Origin of the sequence: Microbacterium sp. ISL-59 (assembly GCF_018613945.1) — a bacterium.
In the GTDB taxonomy this organism is placed as follows: Bacteria; Actinomycetota; Actinomycetes; order Actinomycetales; family Microbacteriaceae; genus Microbacterium; species Microbacterium oxydans_B.
In genome coordinates this window covers 644,518-662,898 of sequence record NZ_JAGGPG010000001.1, presented here as the reverse complement: position 1 = coordinate 662,898, position 18,381 = coordinate 644,518, and the positions used below count along the sequence as shown (strand labels likewise).

Below are 18,381 nucleotides of genomic sequence, written 5' to 3'. Positions count from 1 at the left end.
CTACCTCACCACCAGGTCGACGAGGATGTTGACGGAGTTGAGCACGCTCTGGCCCTTCGCCTTCGAATAGTCCGTGTACAGGAGCTCCACCGGATACTCCTTCCAGGAGAGATGGGTTCGGCCGAGTTCCAGCACGATCTCGGTGGCATGCGCCATCCGGTCCTGTCGGAGATCGATCGCCGCTGCGGCGTCGCGTCGGATGACGCGGAGCCCGTTGTGGGCGTCGGTGAGCTTGAGGCTCGTGGTGAGATTGGTGACCCACACGGCCGTCTTGAGGATCACCTTCTTGATCCAACCGGGGTTCGTGCGGTCGTCGAGGAATCGGGATCCGAAGACGATGGCGACGTCTTCGTCGCGGGCGAGCTGCAGCATGCCGATGGCATCCTCGATGCGGTGCTGGCCGTCGGCGTCGAAGGTCACGATGTACTCGCACTCCGGGTGCGCCAGCGCGAAGTCGAATCCGGTCTGCAGCGCCGCACCCTGGCCCAGGTTCACGGGATGCTGCACGAGCATGGCGCCCGCCTTCTCCGCCTCGCGCGCGGATCCGTCTCGCGAGCCGTCATCGACGCAGACGATGTGCGCGAAGAACGGTTTCAGGCTCTCCACCACGCCGCCGATCACGCTCGCCTCGTTGTAGAGGGGGATGACGACCCAGGCGCTGAGGTCGGGGGAGGGAGGCGCGGGGACGCTCGAGGACATGGTTCTATTGTGTCAGGTGTCCGAACGGACCTTCATCAACCGAGCTACAGGGGCAGGATGCCGAGGAGAAGACGGGTCGTCGTCGCGACGCGGCTGTACACGCCGGAAGTCACAGCCGCCAGCTTCCGGATGGACGCACTCGTCCGGGCTCTCGCACCCGACTCCGACGTCGTGGTGCTAACGACTCGGCCACCCCACGGGATGACGACCACCGATGCTCCGGGCGTCACCGTTCGGCGAGCCCGGGTCCTTCGTGATCGGACCGGAGCCATCCGCGGTTACGTGCAGTACCTCTCCTTCGACATCCCGTTGTTCTTCCGTCTGCTGCGGCATCGCGCCGACGTGATCGTCGCGGAGGCACCGCCCACGACCGGACTTGTCGCCGCGGTCGCCGCCCTGCTCACCGGACGCGTCCTGGTGTACTACCCGGGCGATGTCTGGACCGACGCGGTCGCGTCCATGGAGGCGCCTCGACCGGTGATCGCGGTCATGCGCGCCGTCGAGAGCTTTGTCTTGCGGCGCGCCGCATCCGCCATCGCCGTGTCGCCGGAGGTCGCCGAACGACTGGGAGACATCGGCGGCCGTCCCGAGCGCGTGATCAGCGTCGGCAACGGGATCGACACCGATGTCTTCTCGCCCGACGTGCCGGCCCCGTCGGCAGACGTCCCGTACTTCGTCTACACGGGAACCATGTCGGAGTGGCAGCAGCCTGAGGTGTTCATCCGTGCCCTGGCGGAGCTCTCCGAGGTCGACGTCCACATCCGGTTCTTCGGGCAGGGGTCGGTGGAACCGGAACTCAAGGTGCTCGCGGAGCGGATCGCACCGGGCCGCGTGCATTTCGGGGGACTCGTCGGACCCGCGGAGTCCGCCTCGTGGCTCAGAGGGGCAGTGGCGGCGCTCGTGAGCATCGTCCCCGGCATCGGCTACGACTTCGCGCGACCGACCAAGACGTATGCGGCCGCGGCGGTCGGCACGCCCGTGCTGTTCGCCGGCGCGGAGACCGGCGGAGAGGTCGTGCGCGCGGGAGGGCTCGGCGAAGCGGTCGGCTTCGACGCCCATGATGTCGCCGCTGCGATGCGGCGACTGCTCGCCGAGTGGGCGGACGGAACCACCGAGCACGCGAGGCCCGCACGCGTCGCCTGGGCCGTCGACAACGCGTCGTTGCGCACGGTGGGCGCCCGGGCTGCGGACGTCGTTCGCGGCGCGCGTCGAGGTTCGCGGCGCAGCGCCAAGTAGAATCTCGTCAGTGCTGCCAGTTCCCGGCGGCGTGCTAGGAGCCCCCGTGACTGAAACCTCTCGCGTGCGGATCGTCGAATCCGCAGATGTGTCCCCTGACGCCGTCATCGGCGACGGCTCTGCCGTCTGGCACCTCGCGCAGGTGCGCGAGGGCGTGCGGATGGGGGAGAACTGCATCGTCGGACGCGGCGCCTACATCGGCACCGGCGTCGAGATGGGCGACAACTGCAAGGTGCAGAACTACGCCCTCGTCTACGAACCCGCGAAGCTCGGCGACGGCGTGTTCATCGGACCCGCCGTGGTGCTCACCAACGACACCTACCCGCGGGCGATCAACCCCGACGGATCGATCAAGAGCGCACACGACTGGGAGCCGGTCGGCGTGACCATCGAGACGGGTGCGTCCATCGGCGCCAGAGCGACGTGCGTCGCTCCGGTGACGATCGGTGCCTGGGCGACGGTCGCCGCCGGTGCGGTGGTCGTCAAGGATGTCCCGGCGTACGCGCTCGTCGTCGGCGTGCCGGCGCGGCGCATCGGATGGGTGGGCGAAGCAGGGATCCCGCTGAAGCCCGCCGACGACGCAGACATCTGGGTCTGCCCGAGCACCGGCGACAGATACATCGAATCAGAAGGCACATTGAGCAAGGAGACCGTGTGAGCGAGTTCATTCCCCCCGCGAAGCCCATCATCGGCGACGAAGAGCGGGAGGCCGTCGACCGAGTCCTGCGCAGCGGCATGGTCGCTCAGGGCCCCGAGGTCGCCGCGTTCGAGCAGGAGTTCTCGGCGCACTTCGTGCCCGGTCGCCCCTCCGTCGCGGTGAACTCCGGCACCGCGGGCCTGCACCTCGGCCTGCTGGCGGCCGGCGTCGGTGCCGGTGACGAGGTCATCGTGCCGTCGTTCACCTTCGCCGCCACGGGGAACTCCGTCGCCCTCACCGGTGGTACGCCGGTCTTCGTCGACATCGAGCCCGACACGTTCTCGCTCGACCCCGAGGCGGTCGCGGCCGCGATCACGCCGAAGACCAAGGGCATCCTCCCCGTGCATCTGTACGGCCACCCGGCCCGCATGCGGGAGCTGGAGGCCCTCGCCGCCGAGCGCGGGATCGCGCTGTACGAGGACGCGGCTCAGGCCCACGGCGCCTCGCTCGACGGACGCCCGGTGGGCTCGTTCGGCGACTTCGCCATGTTCAGCCTCTACCCGACGAAGAACATGACCAGCGGCGAGGGGGGCATGGTCACCACGGCGACCGACGAACTCGCACGCCAGGTGAAGCTCCTGCGCAACCAGGGCATGGAGCGTCAGTACGAGAACGAGGTCATCGGCTTCAACGCCCGCATGACGGACATCCACGCCGCGATCGGACGCGTGCAGCTGACCAAGGTCGATGCCTGGACGAAGACCCGGCAGTCCAACGCCGCGTTCCTCGACGCCAATCTCGAGGGCGTCATCGTGCCTCCGGTCGCGGACGGCGCCGTGCACGTCTACCACCAGTACACGATCCGTGTTCCCGAGGACCGCGACGGTTTCGTCGCCGCGCTCAAGAACGAATACAACGTCGGCGCCGGGGTCTACTACCCGATCCCGAACCACCGGCTGCCTTCGCTGACGCACTTCGCTCCGGGGCTCGACCTGCCGGAGACCGAACGCGCCGCCCGCGAGGTGGCCTCCCTGCCGGTCCACCCGTCGCTGACCCAGGACGATCTCGAACGCATCGTCGCCGCCGTCAACGCGATCGCAAAGGCGGGTGCGTGATGACTCTGCGCGCTGGCCTGCTCGGCGTGGGGATGATGGGGCGTCACCACGCACGCGTCCTCCGGGAGATCGATGGCGTCGAACTGGTGGCGATCGCCGATCCCGGGGGCGACCCGCACGGCGTCGCCGGAGATCTCCAGATCCTCCCCGACATCGAAGCACTGATCGCCACGGGCATCGACATCGCCGTGGTCGCGGTCCCGACGCGATTCCATGAGGATGCAGCCCTGAAGCTGGCCGCCGCGGGTGTGCACACCCTGGTGGAGAAGCCGATCGCGCACAGCGTCGATGCCGGCCAGCGCATGGTCGACGCCTTCGCATCAGCCGGTCTCGTGGGGGCCGTCGGTCACATAGAGCGTTTCAACCCCGCTGTCCAGGAACTCCGGCGCCGCATCGAAGCCGGCGAACTCGGAGCCGTGTACCAGGTCGTCACGCGCCGGCAGGGGCCGTTCCCCTCGCGCATCGCCGATGTCGGGGTCGCGAAGGACCTGGCATCGCACGACGTCGACCTCACGGCGTGGGTCGTGCAGAGCGACTACGAGCGCATCTTCGCGCAGACGGCGTTCAAGAGCGGCCGCGAGCATGAAGACATGATCACCATCACAGGACGCACGGCGTCGGGCGTCATCGTCAACAACATCGTGAACTGGCTGAGCCCGATGAAGGAGCGGCTGACGGTCGTGACGGGGGAGAAGGGTGCGTTCCTCGCCGACACGTCCACCGGCGACCTGACCTTCTACGCGAACGGCACGATCCCGCTGGAGTGGGAGTCCGTCTCGTCGTTCCGCGGGGTCTCCGAAGGCGATGTCACCCGTTTCGCCTTCGCGAAGCGCGAACCGCTGCGCGTCGAGCACGAGGCGTTCCGCGACGCCGTCCTCGGCCAGCGCACCGACGTGGTCACCATGGAGCAGGGCCTTCGCACGCTGGTGGTCGTCGAAGCCGCACTCGAGTCCGCACGTGACGGCGACTCCGTGAGGCTGTGAGTCGTCGAACCATGGCTCAGGGCCAGACGCCTTCCGATCCGGTGACACGATGAGCGGTTCCTTCGTGCGTCGGAGCGCCGGTCGCGTCCTCGACGCGCTTCCGGAGGGCATCCGGCTCCGCATCGCCGGTTCTCGCTACGGGTTCGACGCCGCAGACGTTCCCGCACCGGTGGTCGCCCCCGACGGTGACGTCCGGCTGTACATCGCGCCGGTGAACTTCGCGGGGCAGGCGTTCCGGTGGGCGCGAGCCGCCGAGCTCCTCCCCGGGGTGGGCGCGGTGAACATGCAGTATCGCAATCCGACCGGCGACTTCGGGTTCCCTGCCGACTACGCCCTGCCCACGGCCGTTTTCCTGAAGAGCTGGCGGTGGCAGCGCGCGCAGTTCGACGCCGTCGTGAATGGGTTCTCCCACGTGCTGGTGGAAGCGGTCCGTCCGATCTTCGGCGAACTCTTCGACGGTGACGTCCGGCAGGAGGTCGCCGCGATGAAGGACGCCGGCCTGCAGGTGGGGCTGATCGCCCACGGCACTGACGTGCGGGTCCCGAGCGTGCACCGTTCCGACAACCCCTACTCTCCCTTTCACGGCGACGAGTGGGATCAGACGCCCCTGCTGGAGCAGAGCGCTCAGGTCCGCAGCGCACTCGCGTCTTCGCTGGCCCTGCCGACGTTCTACTCGACGGCCACCCTTGCGCGGCACCTGCCGCCCGCCAGCTGGCTCCCGGTCGTGGTGGATCCCGACCGCTGGGCGAGCACCGAGCCTCCGATGACCCGCGCGAAGCCGGTCGTTATGCACGTGCCCAGCAGCGGAATCGTCAAAGGCACGGCGGCCGTGCGCGAAGCAGCTGCCCGCCTCGAGGCCGAAGGGCTGATCGAGTACCGGGAGGCGCACGCGGTGCCGGCGGACGAGATGCCTGATCTGTACCGTTCGGCGGACATCGTCATCGACGCCCTGCGCATGGGCAACTACGGCGTCGCGGCCGTCGAGGCCATGGCGGCCGGGCGCGTCGTGGTGACCTACCTCACCGATCTCGCGGTGAGTGAGGCCGAGGAGGCCGGCGCTGTTCCGCCGTGCGTCTTCGCGAACCCCGACACACTCGAAGACGCCCTGCGCGAGATCTGCGCGGATCCCGAGAGTTTCCGTACGCTCGCCGCACGAGGTCCCGCGTTCGTGCGCCGAGTCCATGACGGGCGGCGCTCGGCGCTCGCTCTCGCCGGTTTCCTCGGCGTGACCGCTCCCTGGAGCGAGGAAGTCCTATGAAAGCGATCTTCTCTACATATCGCGACATCATGCCGAATCTCCCCGACTCGGCTCGTCGCTACATCAACACCTTCGTGCTGCTCTCCGCACTGCTGGCCGCGCTCGATGTCGCGGCGCTCATGATCCTCGCCGTCTCGCTTTCGTCCATGCTCGCCGGGACTCCGGTGCAGCTGCCGGTGGTCGGGGCCATCGGACCCGACGGCTACATCTGGATCATCGTGTTCGTCTCCGGACTCATCATCCTGAAGTCGACGGCGTCGCTGATCATGCAGTGGTTTGCGACCAGACGGCTCGCCAGTTTCGAGCTCGAGATCGGCGATCAGCTCTTCCAGAGCTATATCCACGCGCCGTGGATCGACAGGCTCCAGCGGAACACGACGCATCTCGTCCGTCTCGCGGACGTCGGGATCGCCAACGTCACGTCGGGCTTCCTGCTGCCGTTCATGAGTCTGCCCGCTCTGCTCACGACGTCGCTTCTCGTGGTGGTGGTCATCGTGATCATGCAGCCGCTGACCGCGCTCGTGACCGTCTGTTATCTCGGACTCATCGCGCTGCTGCTGTACGTGGTGCTCTCGCGCCGCACCGTCACGGCCGGTCGGGTGAACCGCGACTACTCTTTCCGGGTCGCCGCGCTGATGACGGACATGGTGTCCGCCCTCAAGGAGATCACGCTGCGCAACAAGTCCGATGAGGTCGCTCGCGTCGTCCAGGCGGATCGCAGCGTGTCGGCCAAGGCGCGGGCGAATCTGAACTTCCTCTCCTCGGTGCCGCGCTTCGTCCTGGACGCCGGCATCGTGGGCGGCTTCCTGCTCGTCGGCGGTGCGGCGATGCTCTTCTCGGGATTCGAGGCCGCCGTATCGGCCATCGCCCTCTTCGGCGTCGCCGGGTTCCGTCTCGTCCCCTCGCTGACCGGATTCCAGTCGCTCGTCTCGATGATGACCGCGAACATCCCCCATGTGGAGGCCGTGCTGCGCGACATCGAGTCGTCGCGGCGCTACCGCGACAATTCCGAGCACATCGGGCACGATCCCATCGTCGGGACTCCTACCGAGCTGAACTTCCACGGTGCGGGGTTCACCTTCCCCAACGCGCCCCGGCCGGCCCTCGCCGACGTGACCGGATCGATTCCGTTCGGCACCAGGGTCGGGATCGTCGGGGCCTCCGGGGCCGGGAAGTCGACACTCGTCGATCTGCTTCTCGGACTCCTCACCCCGACGGCAGGACACATCGCGCTGGGGGACCAGGACCTCACCGATGTCATGGCCGCGTGGCGCGGGCGCGTGGGATACGTCCCACAGGACGTGGCGCTCTTCGACGCCACGATCGCACAGAACGTCGCCCTGACCTGGACGGATGACTTCGACGAGACCCGCGTGCGCGAAGCGCTGCGCAAGGCGCAGCTGCTCGACGTCGTCGAAGCCAGAGCGGACGGCATCCACGGACGCGTGGGCGACCGAGGGCTCCAGCTCTCCGGCGGTCAGCGCCAGCGTCTCGGGATCGCGCGCGCCCTCTACGCAGAGCCGCTCGTGCTCGTCCTCGACGAGGCCACGAGTGCGCTCGACACGCGAACGGAGGCTGCGGTGACGGCCTCCATCGATGCGCTCGGCGCAGAGATCACCGTTATCTCGGTCGCGCACCGGCTGTCGACGATCCGGCATTCGGATCAGGTGTGGTTCCTCCGGGACGGAGAGGTCCGCGCCCGCGGCACCTTCGCAGAGGTCATCGCGCAGGAGCCCGAGTTCGCCCATCAGGCTGCGCTGGCCGGTCTGACGAAAGACCCGACAGATGACTAAGCCGCGTCTGCTGCTGATCTCGTTCTCGCCGATCGTTTCCGATGCGCGTGTGCTCAAGCAAGTCGTCGCCTTCCGCGACGACTTCGAGCTCACCACAGTCGGGTACGGTCCCGCACCCGAGGGGGTCACCGCCCACTGGGAGGTGCCGCGGTCTGCCGACTACCAGGACTACAACGGGCGTCTGATCACGCTCCACGCCTACCGCGCCGTCTACTGGCGGATCTCGGCGGTCAAGTGGGCCCGCGAGCATCTTCCCCGCGGTGAGTACGACATCATCCTCGCGAACGAACCCGAAGCGGTCGGCGTCGCGCAGTGGCTCCGTCCGCGCCTCGGCATCCATGCCGACCTCCACGAGTACACCCCGCGTCTGAACGAGGAGCATGCGGCGTGGGCTCGGCGCATCAAGCCGTATCACGAGTGGATCTGCCGGACGTATGTGTCGAAGGCCGCGAGTTGGACGACGGTGAGCAACGGCCTGATCCGTGAGTACGAGAAGGAGTTCGGCTTCCGTCCGGAGCTCGTCACGAATGCCGCCCCCTTCGCGGACCTGACTCCGACTCCGGTCGCGGGGCCGTTGCGCCTGGTGCACAGTGGTGCGTGTCTGCGTAACCGCAACCTCGACGAGATGATCCAGGCGGTCGAGGCGTCCAGTGCGGATGCGACCCTGGATCTGTATCTGACCCCCAACCACCCGGACTACCTCGAGGAGCTGCGCGCTCTCACCGAGGGGAGCACGCGGGTCAGAATCCTCGATCCCGTGCCGTATGCGGACCTGATCCGCACGATCAACGCCTATGACGTCGGCATCCACCTGCTTCCGCCGACGAACTTCAACAACACGTGGGCCCTGCCGAACAAGATCTTCGACTATGTGCAGGCCCGTCTCGGCGTCCTGATCGGCCCATCGCCCGAGATGCGCGAGTACGTGGAACGGTACGGCTTCGGCGCGGTCGCCGACGGCTTCGACGCCGCCGACCTCACTCGCACGATCGATGCGCTGACCGTCGAAGACGTTCGCCGGTACAAGGAGCGTGCGCACGCCAGCGCCCACGCCTTGGGCGCGCAGGAGCAGGTCCAGGTCTGGCGGCGCAGCCTCGATGCGATCGCCGGGCGCGAGGGAAGCTGAGATGCGGATCCTCATCGTCACCCCGTGGTATCCCACCGTCGAGAACCCGCAGACCGGCGTCTTCGTGCAACGCGACGTCGAGACTCTCCGCCGGTCCCACGAGGTGTCGGTGCTGCACCTGAGCACGTCGACCGATCGACCGCTCGACGGTGCGGCCGTCGAACGCATCCCGTATGCCGCGGCGTCGCTCCGGGGGATCCGTCGCGCGCGTCGAGCCATCCGAGAACGTGCCGCCGGTGTCGACATCGTGCACAGCCACGCGATCTCCGCGCTGCCTGCCGTGCCACGAAGGCTGTCTGTTCCGTGGGTGCACACGGAGCACTGGTCCGGCCTGCTCAGCCCGCGTACCGCGCCTCTCCCGGTGCGCGTGGTCGGGGGCTGGATGGCGCGACTGCTTCAGCATCCAGCCGTGGTGATCGCTGTCAGCGAGCAGCTCGCCACCGCTGTCCGCCGCACGCGCACGGGCCCGACGGTCGTCGTACCGAACGCTGTGTCAGCGCCGGTGGAGCCGCCACGCGACATCACCGACCTGGTGATCGTCGGGGTCGGTGGGCTCATCGGACGCAAGCGCCCCGTGCTCGCCGTCGAAACCGTCGCGGCGTTGGTGGGACGAGGCCGGGACTCCCGTCTCATCTGGGCAGGCGACGGCCCCGAGCGCGATCGTGTGCTCGCGCGTGCGTCCGAACTGGGGGTTCGAGACCGGGTGGAGCTGCGGGGTAACGTCGATCCCGCCGAGATCTCGGGCCTGCTCGGCTCGGCTCGCGTCTTCCTCCTTCCGACGGAAGGGGAGACCTTCGGAGTGGCGATCGCAGAAGCGCTCCGTCATGGACTCCCCGTCGTCGTCGGCGATGAAGGTGGCCACACCGAGTTCGTCCGCGCCGAGGACGGGGCACTCGTCGGCACGACGGACGCGACGGACTGGGCGGCCGCCGTCGAAGACGTTCTGGATCGAGACCGCGATGAGATCCGCCGCAGTGCAGAGCTCCGTTTCTCGGACGACGCGCGCCGTGCCGCCTTCGATGCCGTCTATGAGACGGCGCTGGACAGGAAGGGACAAAGATGAAGCTGCTCGTCCTCTCGTTCTCCCGAATCGAGTCGGACCCTCGGGTGCGGCGTCAGATCGAGCTCTTCCAAGACGACTGGGAGATCGTCACCTGCGGCTATGGCCCCAAGCCCGAGGGAAGCGTCGAGCACTTCGAGATCCCGGAAGAGCTCGCGGTCTGGCGTTATCCCCGCGCGGCGATGATCGCCCGACAGTACCGCCGCGCGTACTGGGGAAACCGTGCCCTGGCGTGGGCGCGTGACCATCTCGCCGGCCACCGATTCGACGTGATCCTCGCCAACGAGGTGGAGTCCGCCGGTGTGGCCGCCGGCCTCGCGCCGACCAAGGGCTTCCACGTCGATCTGCACGAGTACGCGCCCACGTTGCACACGGAGAAGTTGACCTTCCGGCTCTTCGTCGCCCCGTTCCTGCGCTGGCAGCTGCGGAAGTTCGTCTCGAAGGCATCCTCCACCACGACCGTCGGCCGAGCGATCGCGGACCGCTATCGACGCGAGTTCGCCTTCGACACGAAGCTCGTGATGAACGCGCCCGCCTACTCGGAGCGCGAACCTCACCCGACGCCGTCGCCGATCCGGGTCGTCCACGCCGGTGCGGCGCTGCGGAATCGCGGACTCGGCACGCTCATCGAGGCGATGGAGCGCACCTCCGCCGATGTCACGCTCGACCTGTATCTCCCGCCGAACGATCCGGCGTATCTGGAAGAGCTCCGGGCGGCGGCAGCACGGGTGCCGACGGTCCGGATGCATGACCCGGTACCGTTCGACTCGCTGATCGACACCCTCGCCGGTTACGACGTCGGCATCCACATCCTCGCGCCCACCAACTACAACAACGCGTATGCCATGCCGAACAAGTTCTTCGAGTACGTGCAGGCCCGGCTCGGGCTCGTGATCGGACCGTCGCCGGAGATGGCCGCGACGCTGACGCGCCACGGACTGGGTGTCGTCTCCGACGACTTCTCCGCCGACGCCGTGGCGCGTGCGCTCGATGCACTCACCCCGCAGGGGGTCGACCGATTCAAGGCGGCGGCGGCCGACGCGGCACGCGAGCTGTCCGCAGAAGCGCAGATGCCGGTGTGGAAGAGCGCCATCGACACGATCGCGGGCCGATGACGATGGCCACGCCCGCACAGGTCGACGTGCTCGTTCCGGTGCACTCCGCATCGCGGCCGGTGCGCAGACTCGCACAGAGCGTCCTCGAGCACACGAACGTGCCGGTGCGTCTTCTCGTCGTGGCGCACAACATCGAGGAGCATCGCATCCGAGCGGCGCTCGGGCCGTATGCCGAGGACGCCAGGGTCGAAGTCGTCGGGTTCCGTGACGGGATCCCGTCGCCGGCCGGACCGATGAACTTCGCCCTCGACCGGGTGAGGGCTCCGTGGTTCACGAAGATCGACTCCGACGATCGACTCAGTCCCGGCGCCCTGGACGGCTGGGTCCGTCGTGCCGAGGAAAGAGGAGCGGACGCTGTGCTGCCGGCGATGCTGATCCCCGCGGTCGGGGAGGGGTTCCCCACGCCACCGCGCCGTCCCGGCCGTGTCGTCTTGGACCCGGTGCGTGACCGTCTGAGCTATCGCACGAGCACGATGGGACTCTTCTCCGCCGCCCTCCGTGAACACGCACGCCCCGTGGAGGGGCTGGAGACGGGGGAGGACATCGCCCCCAGCATCCGGTTGTGGTTCGGTGCGCGCACGGTGGTCGCCGCGGCTGACGGCGACGCGTACCTCGTCGGCGACGATGCTGTCGACCGTGTCACGGAATCCGCTCGAACTCTCGCGACCGAGCTCGCCTTCGCGCCGCTGCTCGTCGCCGAGGACACGTGGGGCGGTCTCGGTGAGACGGACAGGGCAGCTGTGACCCGCAAACTCATCCGCGTGCACGTGCTCGGGGCGCTGGGCCGACGTGAGCTGGACGCCACCGCCGTGAGCGATGCGGCGTCCGCGCTGGAGACGCTGCTGAGGTCGGCGCCCTCGGCGCTGCGCTCGCTCTCGCGTCTCGACGGCGAGCTCATCGATCGGCTCCGGGCGAACGCCCCGGTCGAAGACGTCGCCGCGCTCGTCGAACGGCGGCGACGGTATGCGCAGCCCCGCGCGATGCTCACGCCCTCGCTGCACCGCACGCTCGACCGTGACGCCCCGCTGCGCTTCCTCTCGGCCTCGCTCCTCGCACAGCGCAGGGCACGACGGGCGGCGCGCGCCGCATAGGATCGTAGGGTGAAGATCCTCAGCGTCGTCGGCGCCCGCCCGCAGTTCGTCAAGCTCGCCCCCATCGACCGCGCCGCGCGTGAGGCCGGAGTGGAACACGTCATCGTGCACACCGGTCAGCACTACGACCCGATGCTCTCGGACATCTTCTTCTCCGAGCTCGGCATCTCGAGCCCCGACGTGCACCTCGGTGTCGGCTCGGGGAGTCACGGTGTGCAGACCGGCGCGATGCTGGGACAGCTCGATGCCGTCTTCGACGCCCACGCACCGGACTGGGTGCTGGTCTACGGCGACACGAACTCGACGGTCGCGGCCGCTTTGAGCGCCGTCAAGATGCACATTCCCGTCGCGCACCTGGAAGCCGGCCTGCGGTCGTTCAACCGGCGCATGCCCGAGGAGCACAACCGCGTGCTCACCGATCACGCGGCCGACATCCTGCTCGCACCGACCGAGGTCGCCATGGCGCACCTCGCCGATGAGGGGCTCGAGGCCCGTTCCGTCCTCGTCGGCGACGTGATGACGGACGTCCTCTACTCGACCAGGGACGAGCTCTCGGGCGAGCCCTCCGTGCTCATCGACGAGCTGGGGCTCACTCCCGGCGAGTTCCAGGTCGCGACCATCCACCGCGCCGAGAACACCGACGACCCGGTACGCCTCGCGCAGATCATCGAGGCGCTGGGCGCGCTGGCCACTCCGACCGTCCTGCTCGCCCACCCGCGGCTGGTCGCCAAGGCGGCGGAAGCCGACATCGATCTCGAGCAGGGCAACCTGCGCGTGCACCGACCCCTCGCTTACCGGGATCTCATCGCCGCGGTGCTCAGCAGCGGACACGTCGTCACCGATTCGGGCGGACTTCAGAAGGAAGCCTTCCTGCTGCGGGTGCCGTGCACGACGGTGCGCACCGAGACCGAGTGGGTCGAAACCGTGCAGCTCGGCTGGAACGCCCTGGTCTCAGATCCGTCGGTCCTGGCCGAGACCGTCGCACGCCCGGCCCCGTCGCCGACAGACGAGGCTCCCTACGGAGACGGCTCCGCGGCGCGGCGCGTCGTCGAGGTGTTGTCCGCCGGCTGAGGCCCGTCGCCCGGCTGAGACCTGTGGTCCGCCTCGCCCGACACCTCCGACTCGAGTGCCACGGGATCGGAGTCATCGCGCGCGCCCGGAAGGCCGGTCGGATTGGTCCGTGACCGCTGCACCCAGGTCACGGTCGCGCTGACGAGCATGCCGGCGGCGAGAAGCCAGAAGATCAGTCCGGGAGTCGCGTACCGGAACTGCGTGGGCGTGCCGTTCGTGATGTTGTAGATCGCCGTGGCGGCGATGGCACCGAGCAGCAGATGCGACTCCACGCGCCGCCAGAAGATGATCATCCCGGCGACCGCGAGGCAGATCAGCACGAGCAGTGAACGGTCGCCTCGCAGCATCGTCACGACATCGGCTCTGACGATGTCGAACGCCATGCGCGGAACGTTGAGGAGGGCTTCGCCGAGCGAACTCGCCCCGGCCTGCATGAGGAACTGGTCCAGCTGCGAGAACGACGGGAAGATGAGCGATTGCAGGACCTGGCAGCCGATCGTCGCCGCGCCCACGATGATCGCGGGGAGCATCATGCGGCTGTTGCGACGCTCGATCAGTGAGCCGATGACCCAGGCCGCGATGAAAGCGCCGGCCATGATGAGGGTCGCCTGGCGCGTGAAGGCCGAGAGCACCGTGACCGCGCCGATCGCTATCAGCATCCAGGGGCGGGGCTTTTCCAGCCAACGCCACGCGAGCAGCAGTGCGACGGCCGTGAACAGCGCCGAGAGGCCCTCGGTGAGCATCCCGGTTCCGATGGAGACGAGGAACATCGACGTGTTCAGGAGGAGGCCGATGAGGAGCGCGACGAGCGTGCCGAAGCGACGACGGAGCATGATCACCGCGATGACCATGAGCGCTGCCGTCGCCAGCAGGGGGATGACGGCGAGGCCGGCCGGACCGAAGAGCGCGATGAACGGGGCGCTGAGTGTCGGAAGGACCACGCGCGGCTGCACCAGGCCCCATCCGAAGAGATCCTCCACCGGGGGGACGTCGATGTTGCGCGGGCCCGCGTAGTCCACGGTGAGCTGCCGGGCCGTCTCGGGATCGTTGCCGAGGAAGAGATAGGCCATGGCGAGGTAGTAGCGCGAGTCCGGATAGAACATCCGGTACCACCTCACATACGTGGCGTACGTGAGGAGGAACGTCGATGCGAGGATCGTCCACAGGAGGAGCGTGCTGCGGTGGCGCAGAAACCAGGTGCGCGCGGGAGAGTGTGCCATGGCGATATCACGCTAGCACGGAGGTTTCGCGGTGGCGGCTCGGCGGTTTCGATGCGCGGGTCGTGGACGGGATAGCGTACGGGGGTGACATCGCTTCCAGGTACCCTCACTCACCGACGCTGGGGACTCGACATCCTTCGCATCGTGGCGATCATCGGCGTGGTCAGCATCCACACCTTCGGAGCTCTGCGCTCGTCTCCCGAGCTGGAGGGCTCGCGCTCCTGGTGGGTGGCGGTCGCGCTCAACGCCGGATTCATCTGGGCCGTGCCGGTCTTCGTCATGATCAGCGGCGCCCTCCTGCTCGACCCGCGGCCGCATGCCGCCGGCCCCGCCGCGTTCTATCGTCAGCGTCTGATGCGGCTCGCGCCGGCCTTCATCTTCTGGCAGGTCTTCTATCTGATCGTCGTGCGGCAGTGGATGAGCGGGCTCGACGAGAGCGCGGCGACGATGCTCGCGCTCGTCCTGCGCGGGCAGCCGTACACTCACCTCTACTTCCTCTGGCTCATCGTCGGTCTCTACGCCATCGCACCGGTTCTCGCCCCGTTCCTCAGAGAGGGGGGACGTCGGCGCGCGCTCGTTCTCGGCGGGGTCCTCATCCTGGTCACGGTCGCGACGTACTCGACGTCAGCGCTGCTGGCGTGGGCGGGGAGCCCGTCGCCCATCATCCTGAGCGCGCTCACGCAGTGGCTGCCCTACGTCGGCTACTTCGTCGCGGGCTACGCGTTGCGTGATCTCCGACTGACCGGTGCGCGCATGTGGGCGTGCGGCGCGATCGCGGCGGCGGCCATCGCGTGGACGATCCTTCAGGCGGGTTCCGTCGATCCCGCGTCGCTGCTCGCAGCGCTGCTTCCGCAGAGCTATCTCGGCCCCGTCACGGTCGTGATCGCCCTCACTCTCTTCGTTTTCGTCAACAGTCTCTTCTCCGGGGACGTCGGCACCGGTGCGGGGCGGGTCATCCGGACGCTGTCGGAAGCGACCTTCGGGGTCTACCTCGTGCATTTCGCGCTCCTGATCGCCGTGCGGTCCGTGCCCTGGTTCGCCGACGCGGCGACCACGTCCGTCGTGTCGGCCGTTCTGGTCTGGCTCATCGTGGTGGTGCTGTCGTTCGCACTGGTCGTGCCGTTGCGTCGCGTACCGGTGATCGGGCGCATCTTCTGACCGCGGTCGCACGGCGGCGGCGGAGCTCTGGGGCACCCACGGGCCCGTAGACTGGACCCTATGCGTATCGCCGTCGTGGCCCTCGGAAAGATCGGGCTCCCCCTCGCCGTCCAGTTCGCCTCATCCGGCCATGACGTCATCGGAGTCGACGTCAACCAGAAGGCTGTCGACACCATCAACGCCGGGCGCGAGCCCTTCCCCGGCGAAGCGCACCTCCAGGAGCGACTCGCCGAGCTCATCCCGTCCGGGCGGCTCCGCGCGACGACCGACTACGCCGAGGCGATTCCCGGTGCGGATGCCGTCGTGCTGGTGGCCCCGGTCTTCGTGAACGACGAGACCTGGGAACCGGACTTCAAGTACATGGACGCGGCGACCGCGTCGCTCGCCGAGCACCTCACCCCGGGAACCCTCGTGTCCTACGAGACCACCCTGCCCGTGGGGACGACGCGCAGCCGCTGGAAGCCGATGCTGGAAGAGGGATCGGGCCTCACGGAGGGCGAGGACTTCTTCCTCGCCTACTCGCCGGAGCGCGTGCTCACCGGGCGCGTCTTCGAAGACCTCCGCAAGTACCCGAAGCTCATCGGCGCGCTCTCCGCCGAGGGGAACCGCCGTGCGCGCGAGTTCTACGAGGCCGTCCTCCAGTTCGACGAACGCACCGACCTGCCTCGCCCCAACGGTGTCTGGGATCTCGGGAGCACCGAGGCCTCCGAGATGGCGAAGCTCGCCGAGACCACCTACCGTGACGTGAACATCGGTCTCGCCAATCAGTTCGGCCTCTTCGCGGCATCGCACGGCATCGACGTCTACAAGGTCATCGAAGCCTGCAACTCTCAGCCTTACAGCCACATCCACCGGCCTGGCATCGCCGTCGGCGGACACTGCATCCCCGTCTACCCGCGGCTCTACCTGGCGACCGACCCCGACGCGGACATCGTGCGGGTCGCCCGCCAGCTCAACGCGTCGATGCCGGAGCGTCTGGTGGCGCAGGCAGAGGGCATCCTCGGCTCCCTCTCCGGGCAGCGCGCGGTCGTCTTGGGTGCCGCCTACCGCGGAGGCGTCAAGGAGACGGCCTTCTCGGGAGTCTTCCCCACGGTGAAGGCGCTGCGCGATCGTGGTGCCGAGGTGCGGGTGCACGATCCGCTCTACACTGACGAGGAACTGCGCGGTCTCGGCTTCGAGCCCTACGAGATCGGCGACGAGGTCGACCTCGCGATCCTGCAGACCGACCACGCCGACTACCGCGAGCTCGCTCCCGCCCAGCTGCCCGGAGTCAAGCTGCTCGTCGATGGACGCGCCGCCACCGACGCCGAGCGATGGACGGGCACGCCCCGCATCGTGGTCGGTACGGCGGCCTAGCGCTGCGAGGAAGAGCGGGCGGCCGACATCTGTCGGCCGCCCGCTCTTTCATTCTCTGGCGTCGAACGGCGAGTACGTCGGCGTCGAGGGCGTCGCCTGGATGTCGAGTTGCAGCGCGCTGATCAGCATCTGCGTCCCGATCATGAGCGGGAGCGCCGCGAGCATGACGGTGGCGGCGGTCGCCACCACGGAGCTCGCGATCTGGAACATCACCCAGACCGCGATGCCGAGCCCCACGATGAACAGCAACAGGCCCATGAACAGCAGAAGCGCAATCGGAGAGAAGGACCACAGCACGTAGCGGTACCAGATCCGCGACCAGTAGCCGACCGTCAGCCGGTGCAGAAGCTCGGGGACGACCTTGCTCAGGCGGATGCTGGAAACCTCGTCGCCGTAGACCGCGGGAATGGGCACATCGGTCGCCGGCACCTGGAGGATGTTCAGGTGGATGAGCAGATCGTTCTCGAAGCTGTAGCGCTTCGCAACGCGCTCGAGCGGCACCCGTGCGAGGGCCTCGGTGCGGATCGCCGTGTATCCGTTCTGCGGATCGAAGAGGTTCCAGTAGCCGGACGCCAGCTTCGTGAAGAAGGAGAGCACGACGTTGCCGAACACTCGGTACCCCGGCATGCCACGGAACGATTCGGGGGAGTAGAAGCGGTTGGCCTTGGCGAACCCGAAGCCCCCGTCCGTGACCTTGTCCAGCAGCGTGGGCAGGTAGTCGGGGTCCATCTGCGCATCGCCTGCCATCACGACGTTGACGTCCGCGCCGAGGTCCATCGCGGTCCGATGCGCGGTGATGATCGCGCCGCCGACGCCCTGGTTCTCCTCGTGGCGGATCAGCGTCACACGGGGATCCTCGATGCCGCGGACGACGTCGCTGGTCCCGTCAGGGCTGCAGTCGTCGACGATCACGATGTGATCGACGTAGTCCGGCATCGTCTGGATGACCTTCGCGATCATCTTCTCTTCTTTGTACGCGGGGACGACGGCCGCGATGACCGCATTCTTATACATCCGAACTCCGAGCCGGTGGATTGGTGAACACCCAGTAACGATAGGCGAAGTAGTTCCAGACGGTGGTCGCGACCACGGCGAGCACCTTGCCGACGAACCATCCGCCGCCGAGCGAGTCGACGAACCACACGATCGCCGTCGTCGCGATCGTGTTGAAGACCACGAGTGCGGTGTAGCGGGCGACGCTGGGCACGACCTTCGAATCGGAGGCGAACGCGACCACCCGCTGCAGCGTGTAGGTGACCGCGAACGATGCGAGGAAGGCGACGGGGGTGGCGATGGCGAGCGGCACACCGAGGAGGTCGTGAGCGACCCAGAGCAATCCGGCATCGACCAGGAAGCAGAATCCGCCGATGACGAGGTAGCGAACCGCGCTGTGGCCCCAGATGCGGCGCACGGCACCGCCGACTCGATTCGGCATGGTTACAGTCTCTCAGACGACACGCGCA

At 68.0% G+C, this 18,381-nt stretch carries 17 protein-coding genes; 13 read left to right on the top strand and 4 right to left on the bottom strand.

Annotated features, from left to right (window positions below):
* The gene (locus J7E45_RS03195; RefSeq protein ID WP_215066994.1) at positions 1 to 699 is read right to left on the bottom strand and encodes a glycosyltransferase family 2 protein; all 699 of its coding nucleotides are present in this window, start codon (positions 697 to 699) and stop codon (positions 1 to 3) included.
* Between the two features lie 57 nt (positions 700 to 756).
* On the opposite strand from J7E45_RS03195, the gene J7E45_RS03190 reads away from it, so the two are divergent.
* Genes J7E45_RS03190 through wecB form a run of 11 tightly spaced genes read left to right on the top strand, consistent with a single transcriptional unit; the run spans position 757 to position 13,184 of the window.
* On the top strand, positions 757 to 1,935 hold the full coding sequence (locus tag J7E45_RS03190) for a glycosyltransferase family 4 protein (RefSeq protein ID WP_091034023.1): 1,179 nt from the start codon (positions 757 to 759) through the stop codon (positions 1,933 to 1,935).
* A 46-nt stretch (positions 1,936 to 1,981) separates the two neighbouring features.
* Positions 1,982 to 2,593 (top strand): acyltransferase, encoded by a 612-nt coding sequence (locus J7E45_RS03185; RefSeq protein ID WP_036303408.1) that lies wholly within the window; start codon positions 1,982 to 1,984, stop codon positions 2,591 to 2,593.
* Entirely contained in the window at positions 2,590 to 3,687 is a 1,098-nt protein-coding gene (locus J7E45_RS03180; protein WP_091034020.1) for a DegT/DnrJ/EryC1/StrS aminotransferase family protein, read from the top strand. Before J7E45_RS03185 ends, J7E45_RS03180 begins: the two co-directional genes overlap by 4 nt.
* Positions 3,684 to 4,670 carry a Gfo/Idh/MocA family protein gene (locus J7E45_RS03175; RefSeq protein ID WP_215066992.1) on the top strand — a complete coding sequence of 329 codons (987 nt, stop codon included), beginning with the start codon at positions 3,684 to 3,686 and terminating at the stop codon, positions 4,668 to 4,670. Before J7E45_RS03180 ends, J7E45_RS03175 begins: the two co-directional genes overlap by 4 nt.
* 49 nt (positions 4,671 to 4,719) lie before the next feature.
* On the top strand, positions 4,720 to 5,928 hold the full coding sequence (locus J7E45_RS03170) for a glycosyltransferase (RefSeq protein WP_215066990.1): 1,209 nt from the start codon (positions 4,720 to 4,722) through the stop codon (positions 5,926 to 5,928).
* Entirely contained in the window at positions 5,925 to 7,721 is a 1,797-nt protein-coding gene (locus J7E45_RS03165) for an ABC transporter ATP-binding protein (RefSeq protein WP_091034012.1), read from the top strand. Before J7E45_RS03170 ends, J7E45_RS03165 begins: the two co-directional genes overlap by 4 nt.
* Entirely contained in the window at positions 7,714 to 8,847 is a 1,134-nt protein-coding gene (locus J7E45_RS03160; RefSeq protein ID WP_215066988.1) for a glycosyltransferase family 1 protein, read from the top strand. Before J7E45_RS03165 ends, J7E45_RS03160 begins: the two co-directional genes overlap by 8 nt.
* Position 8,848: 1 nt before the next feature.
* The gene (locus tag J7E45_RS03155; protein ID WP_215066986.1) at positions 8,849 to 9,910 is read left to right on the top strand and encodes a glycosyltransferase family 4 protein; all 1,062 of its coding nucleotides are present in this window, start codon (positions 8,849 to 8,851) and stop codon (positions 9,908 to 9,910) included.
* The gene (locus J7E45_RS03150) at positions 9,907 to 11,022 is read left to right on the top strand and encodes a glycosyltransferase family 1 protein (protein WP_215066984.1); all 1,116 of its coding nucleotides are present in this window, start codon (positions 9,907 to 9,909) and stop codon (positions 11,020 to 11,022) included. Before J7E45_RS03155 ends, J7E45_RS03150 begins: the two co-directional genes overlap by 4 nt.
* Complete coding sequence (locus J7E45_RS03145; RefSeq protein WP_215066982.1) at positions 11,019 to 12,113, top strand: glycosyltransferase family A protein; 1,095 nt, start codon at positions 11,019 to 11,021, stop codon at positions 12,111 to 12,113. The genes J7E45_RS03150 and J7E45_RS03145 overlap by 4 nt, the downstream gene beginning before the upstream one ends.
* A gap of 9 nt (positions 12,114 to 12,122) precedes the next feature.
* On the top strand, positions 12,123 to 13,184 hold the full coding sequence (gene wecB / locus J7E45_RS03140; RefSeq protein ID WP_091033999.1) for a non-hydrolyzing UDP-N-acetylglucosamine 2-epimerase: 1,062 nt from the start codon (positions 12,123 to 12,125) through the stop codon (positions 13,182 to 13,184).
* On the opposite strand, the gene J7E45_RS03135 is transcribed toward wecB, so the two are convergent.
* Positions 13,130 to 14,404, bottom strand: a complete 1,275-nt coding sequence (locus tag J7E45_RS03135) for a glycosyltransferase family 39 protein (protein WP_215066980.1) — start codon at positions 14,402 to 14,404, stop codon at positions 13,130 to 13,132. The two genes, wecB and J7E45_RS03135, sit on opposite strands and share 55 nt — an antisense overlap.
* Positions 14,405 to 14,488: 84 nt before the next feature.
* On the opposite strand from J7E45_RS03135, the gene J7E45_RS03130 reads away from it, so the two are divergent.
* Positions 14,489 to 15,562 carry an acyltransferase family protein gene (locus tag J7E45_RS03130; protein WP_167634039.1) on the top strand — a complete coding sequence of 358 codons (1,074 nt, stop codon included), beginning with the start codon at positions 14,489 to 14,491 and terminating at the stop codon, positions 15,560 to 15,562.
* Positions 15,563 to 15,622: 60 nt separating this feature from the next.
* Positions 15,623 to 16,918: a nucleotide sugar dehydrogenase gene (locus J7E45_RS03125; RefSeq protein ID WP_215066979.1), complete on the top strand. Its 1,296-nt coding sequence runs from the start codon at positions 15,623 to 15,625 to the stop codon at positions 16,916 to 16,918.
* 48 nt (positions 16,919 to 16,966) lie between these two features.
* Here J7E45_RS03125 and J7E45_RS03120 read toward each other — a convergent pair whose 3' ends face one another.
* Positions 16,967 to 17,932: a glycosyltransferase family 2 protein gene (locus J7E45_RS03120; protein ID WP_091033989.1), complete on the bottom strand. Its 966-nt coding sequence runs from the start codon at positions 17,930 to 17,932 to the stop codon at positions 16,967 to 16,969.
* A complete protein-coding gene (locus tag J7E45_RS03115; protein WP_167635316.1) occupies positions 17,925 to 18,353 on the bottom strand; it encodes a GtrA family protein in 429 nt (142 codons plus the stop codon). The genes J7E45_RS03120 and J7E45_RS03115 overlap by 8 nt, the downstream gene beginning before the upstream one ends.
* Positions 18,354 to 18,381 lie beyond the last annotated feature (28 nt).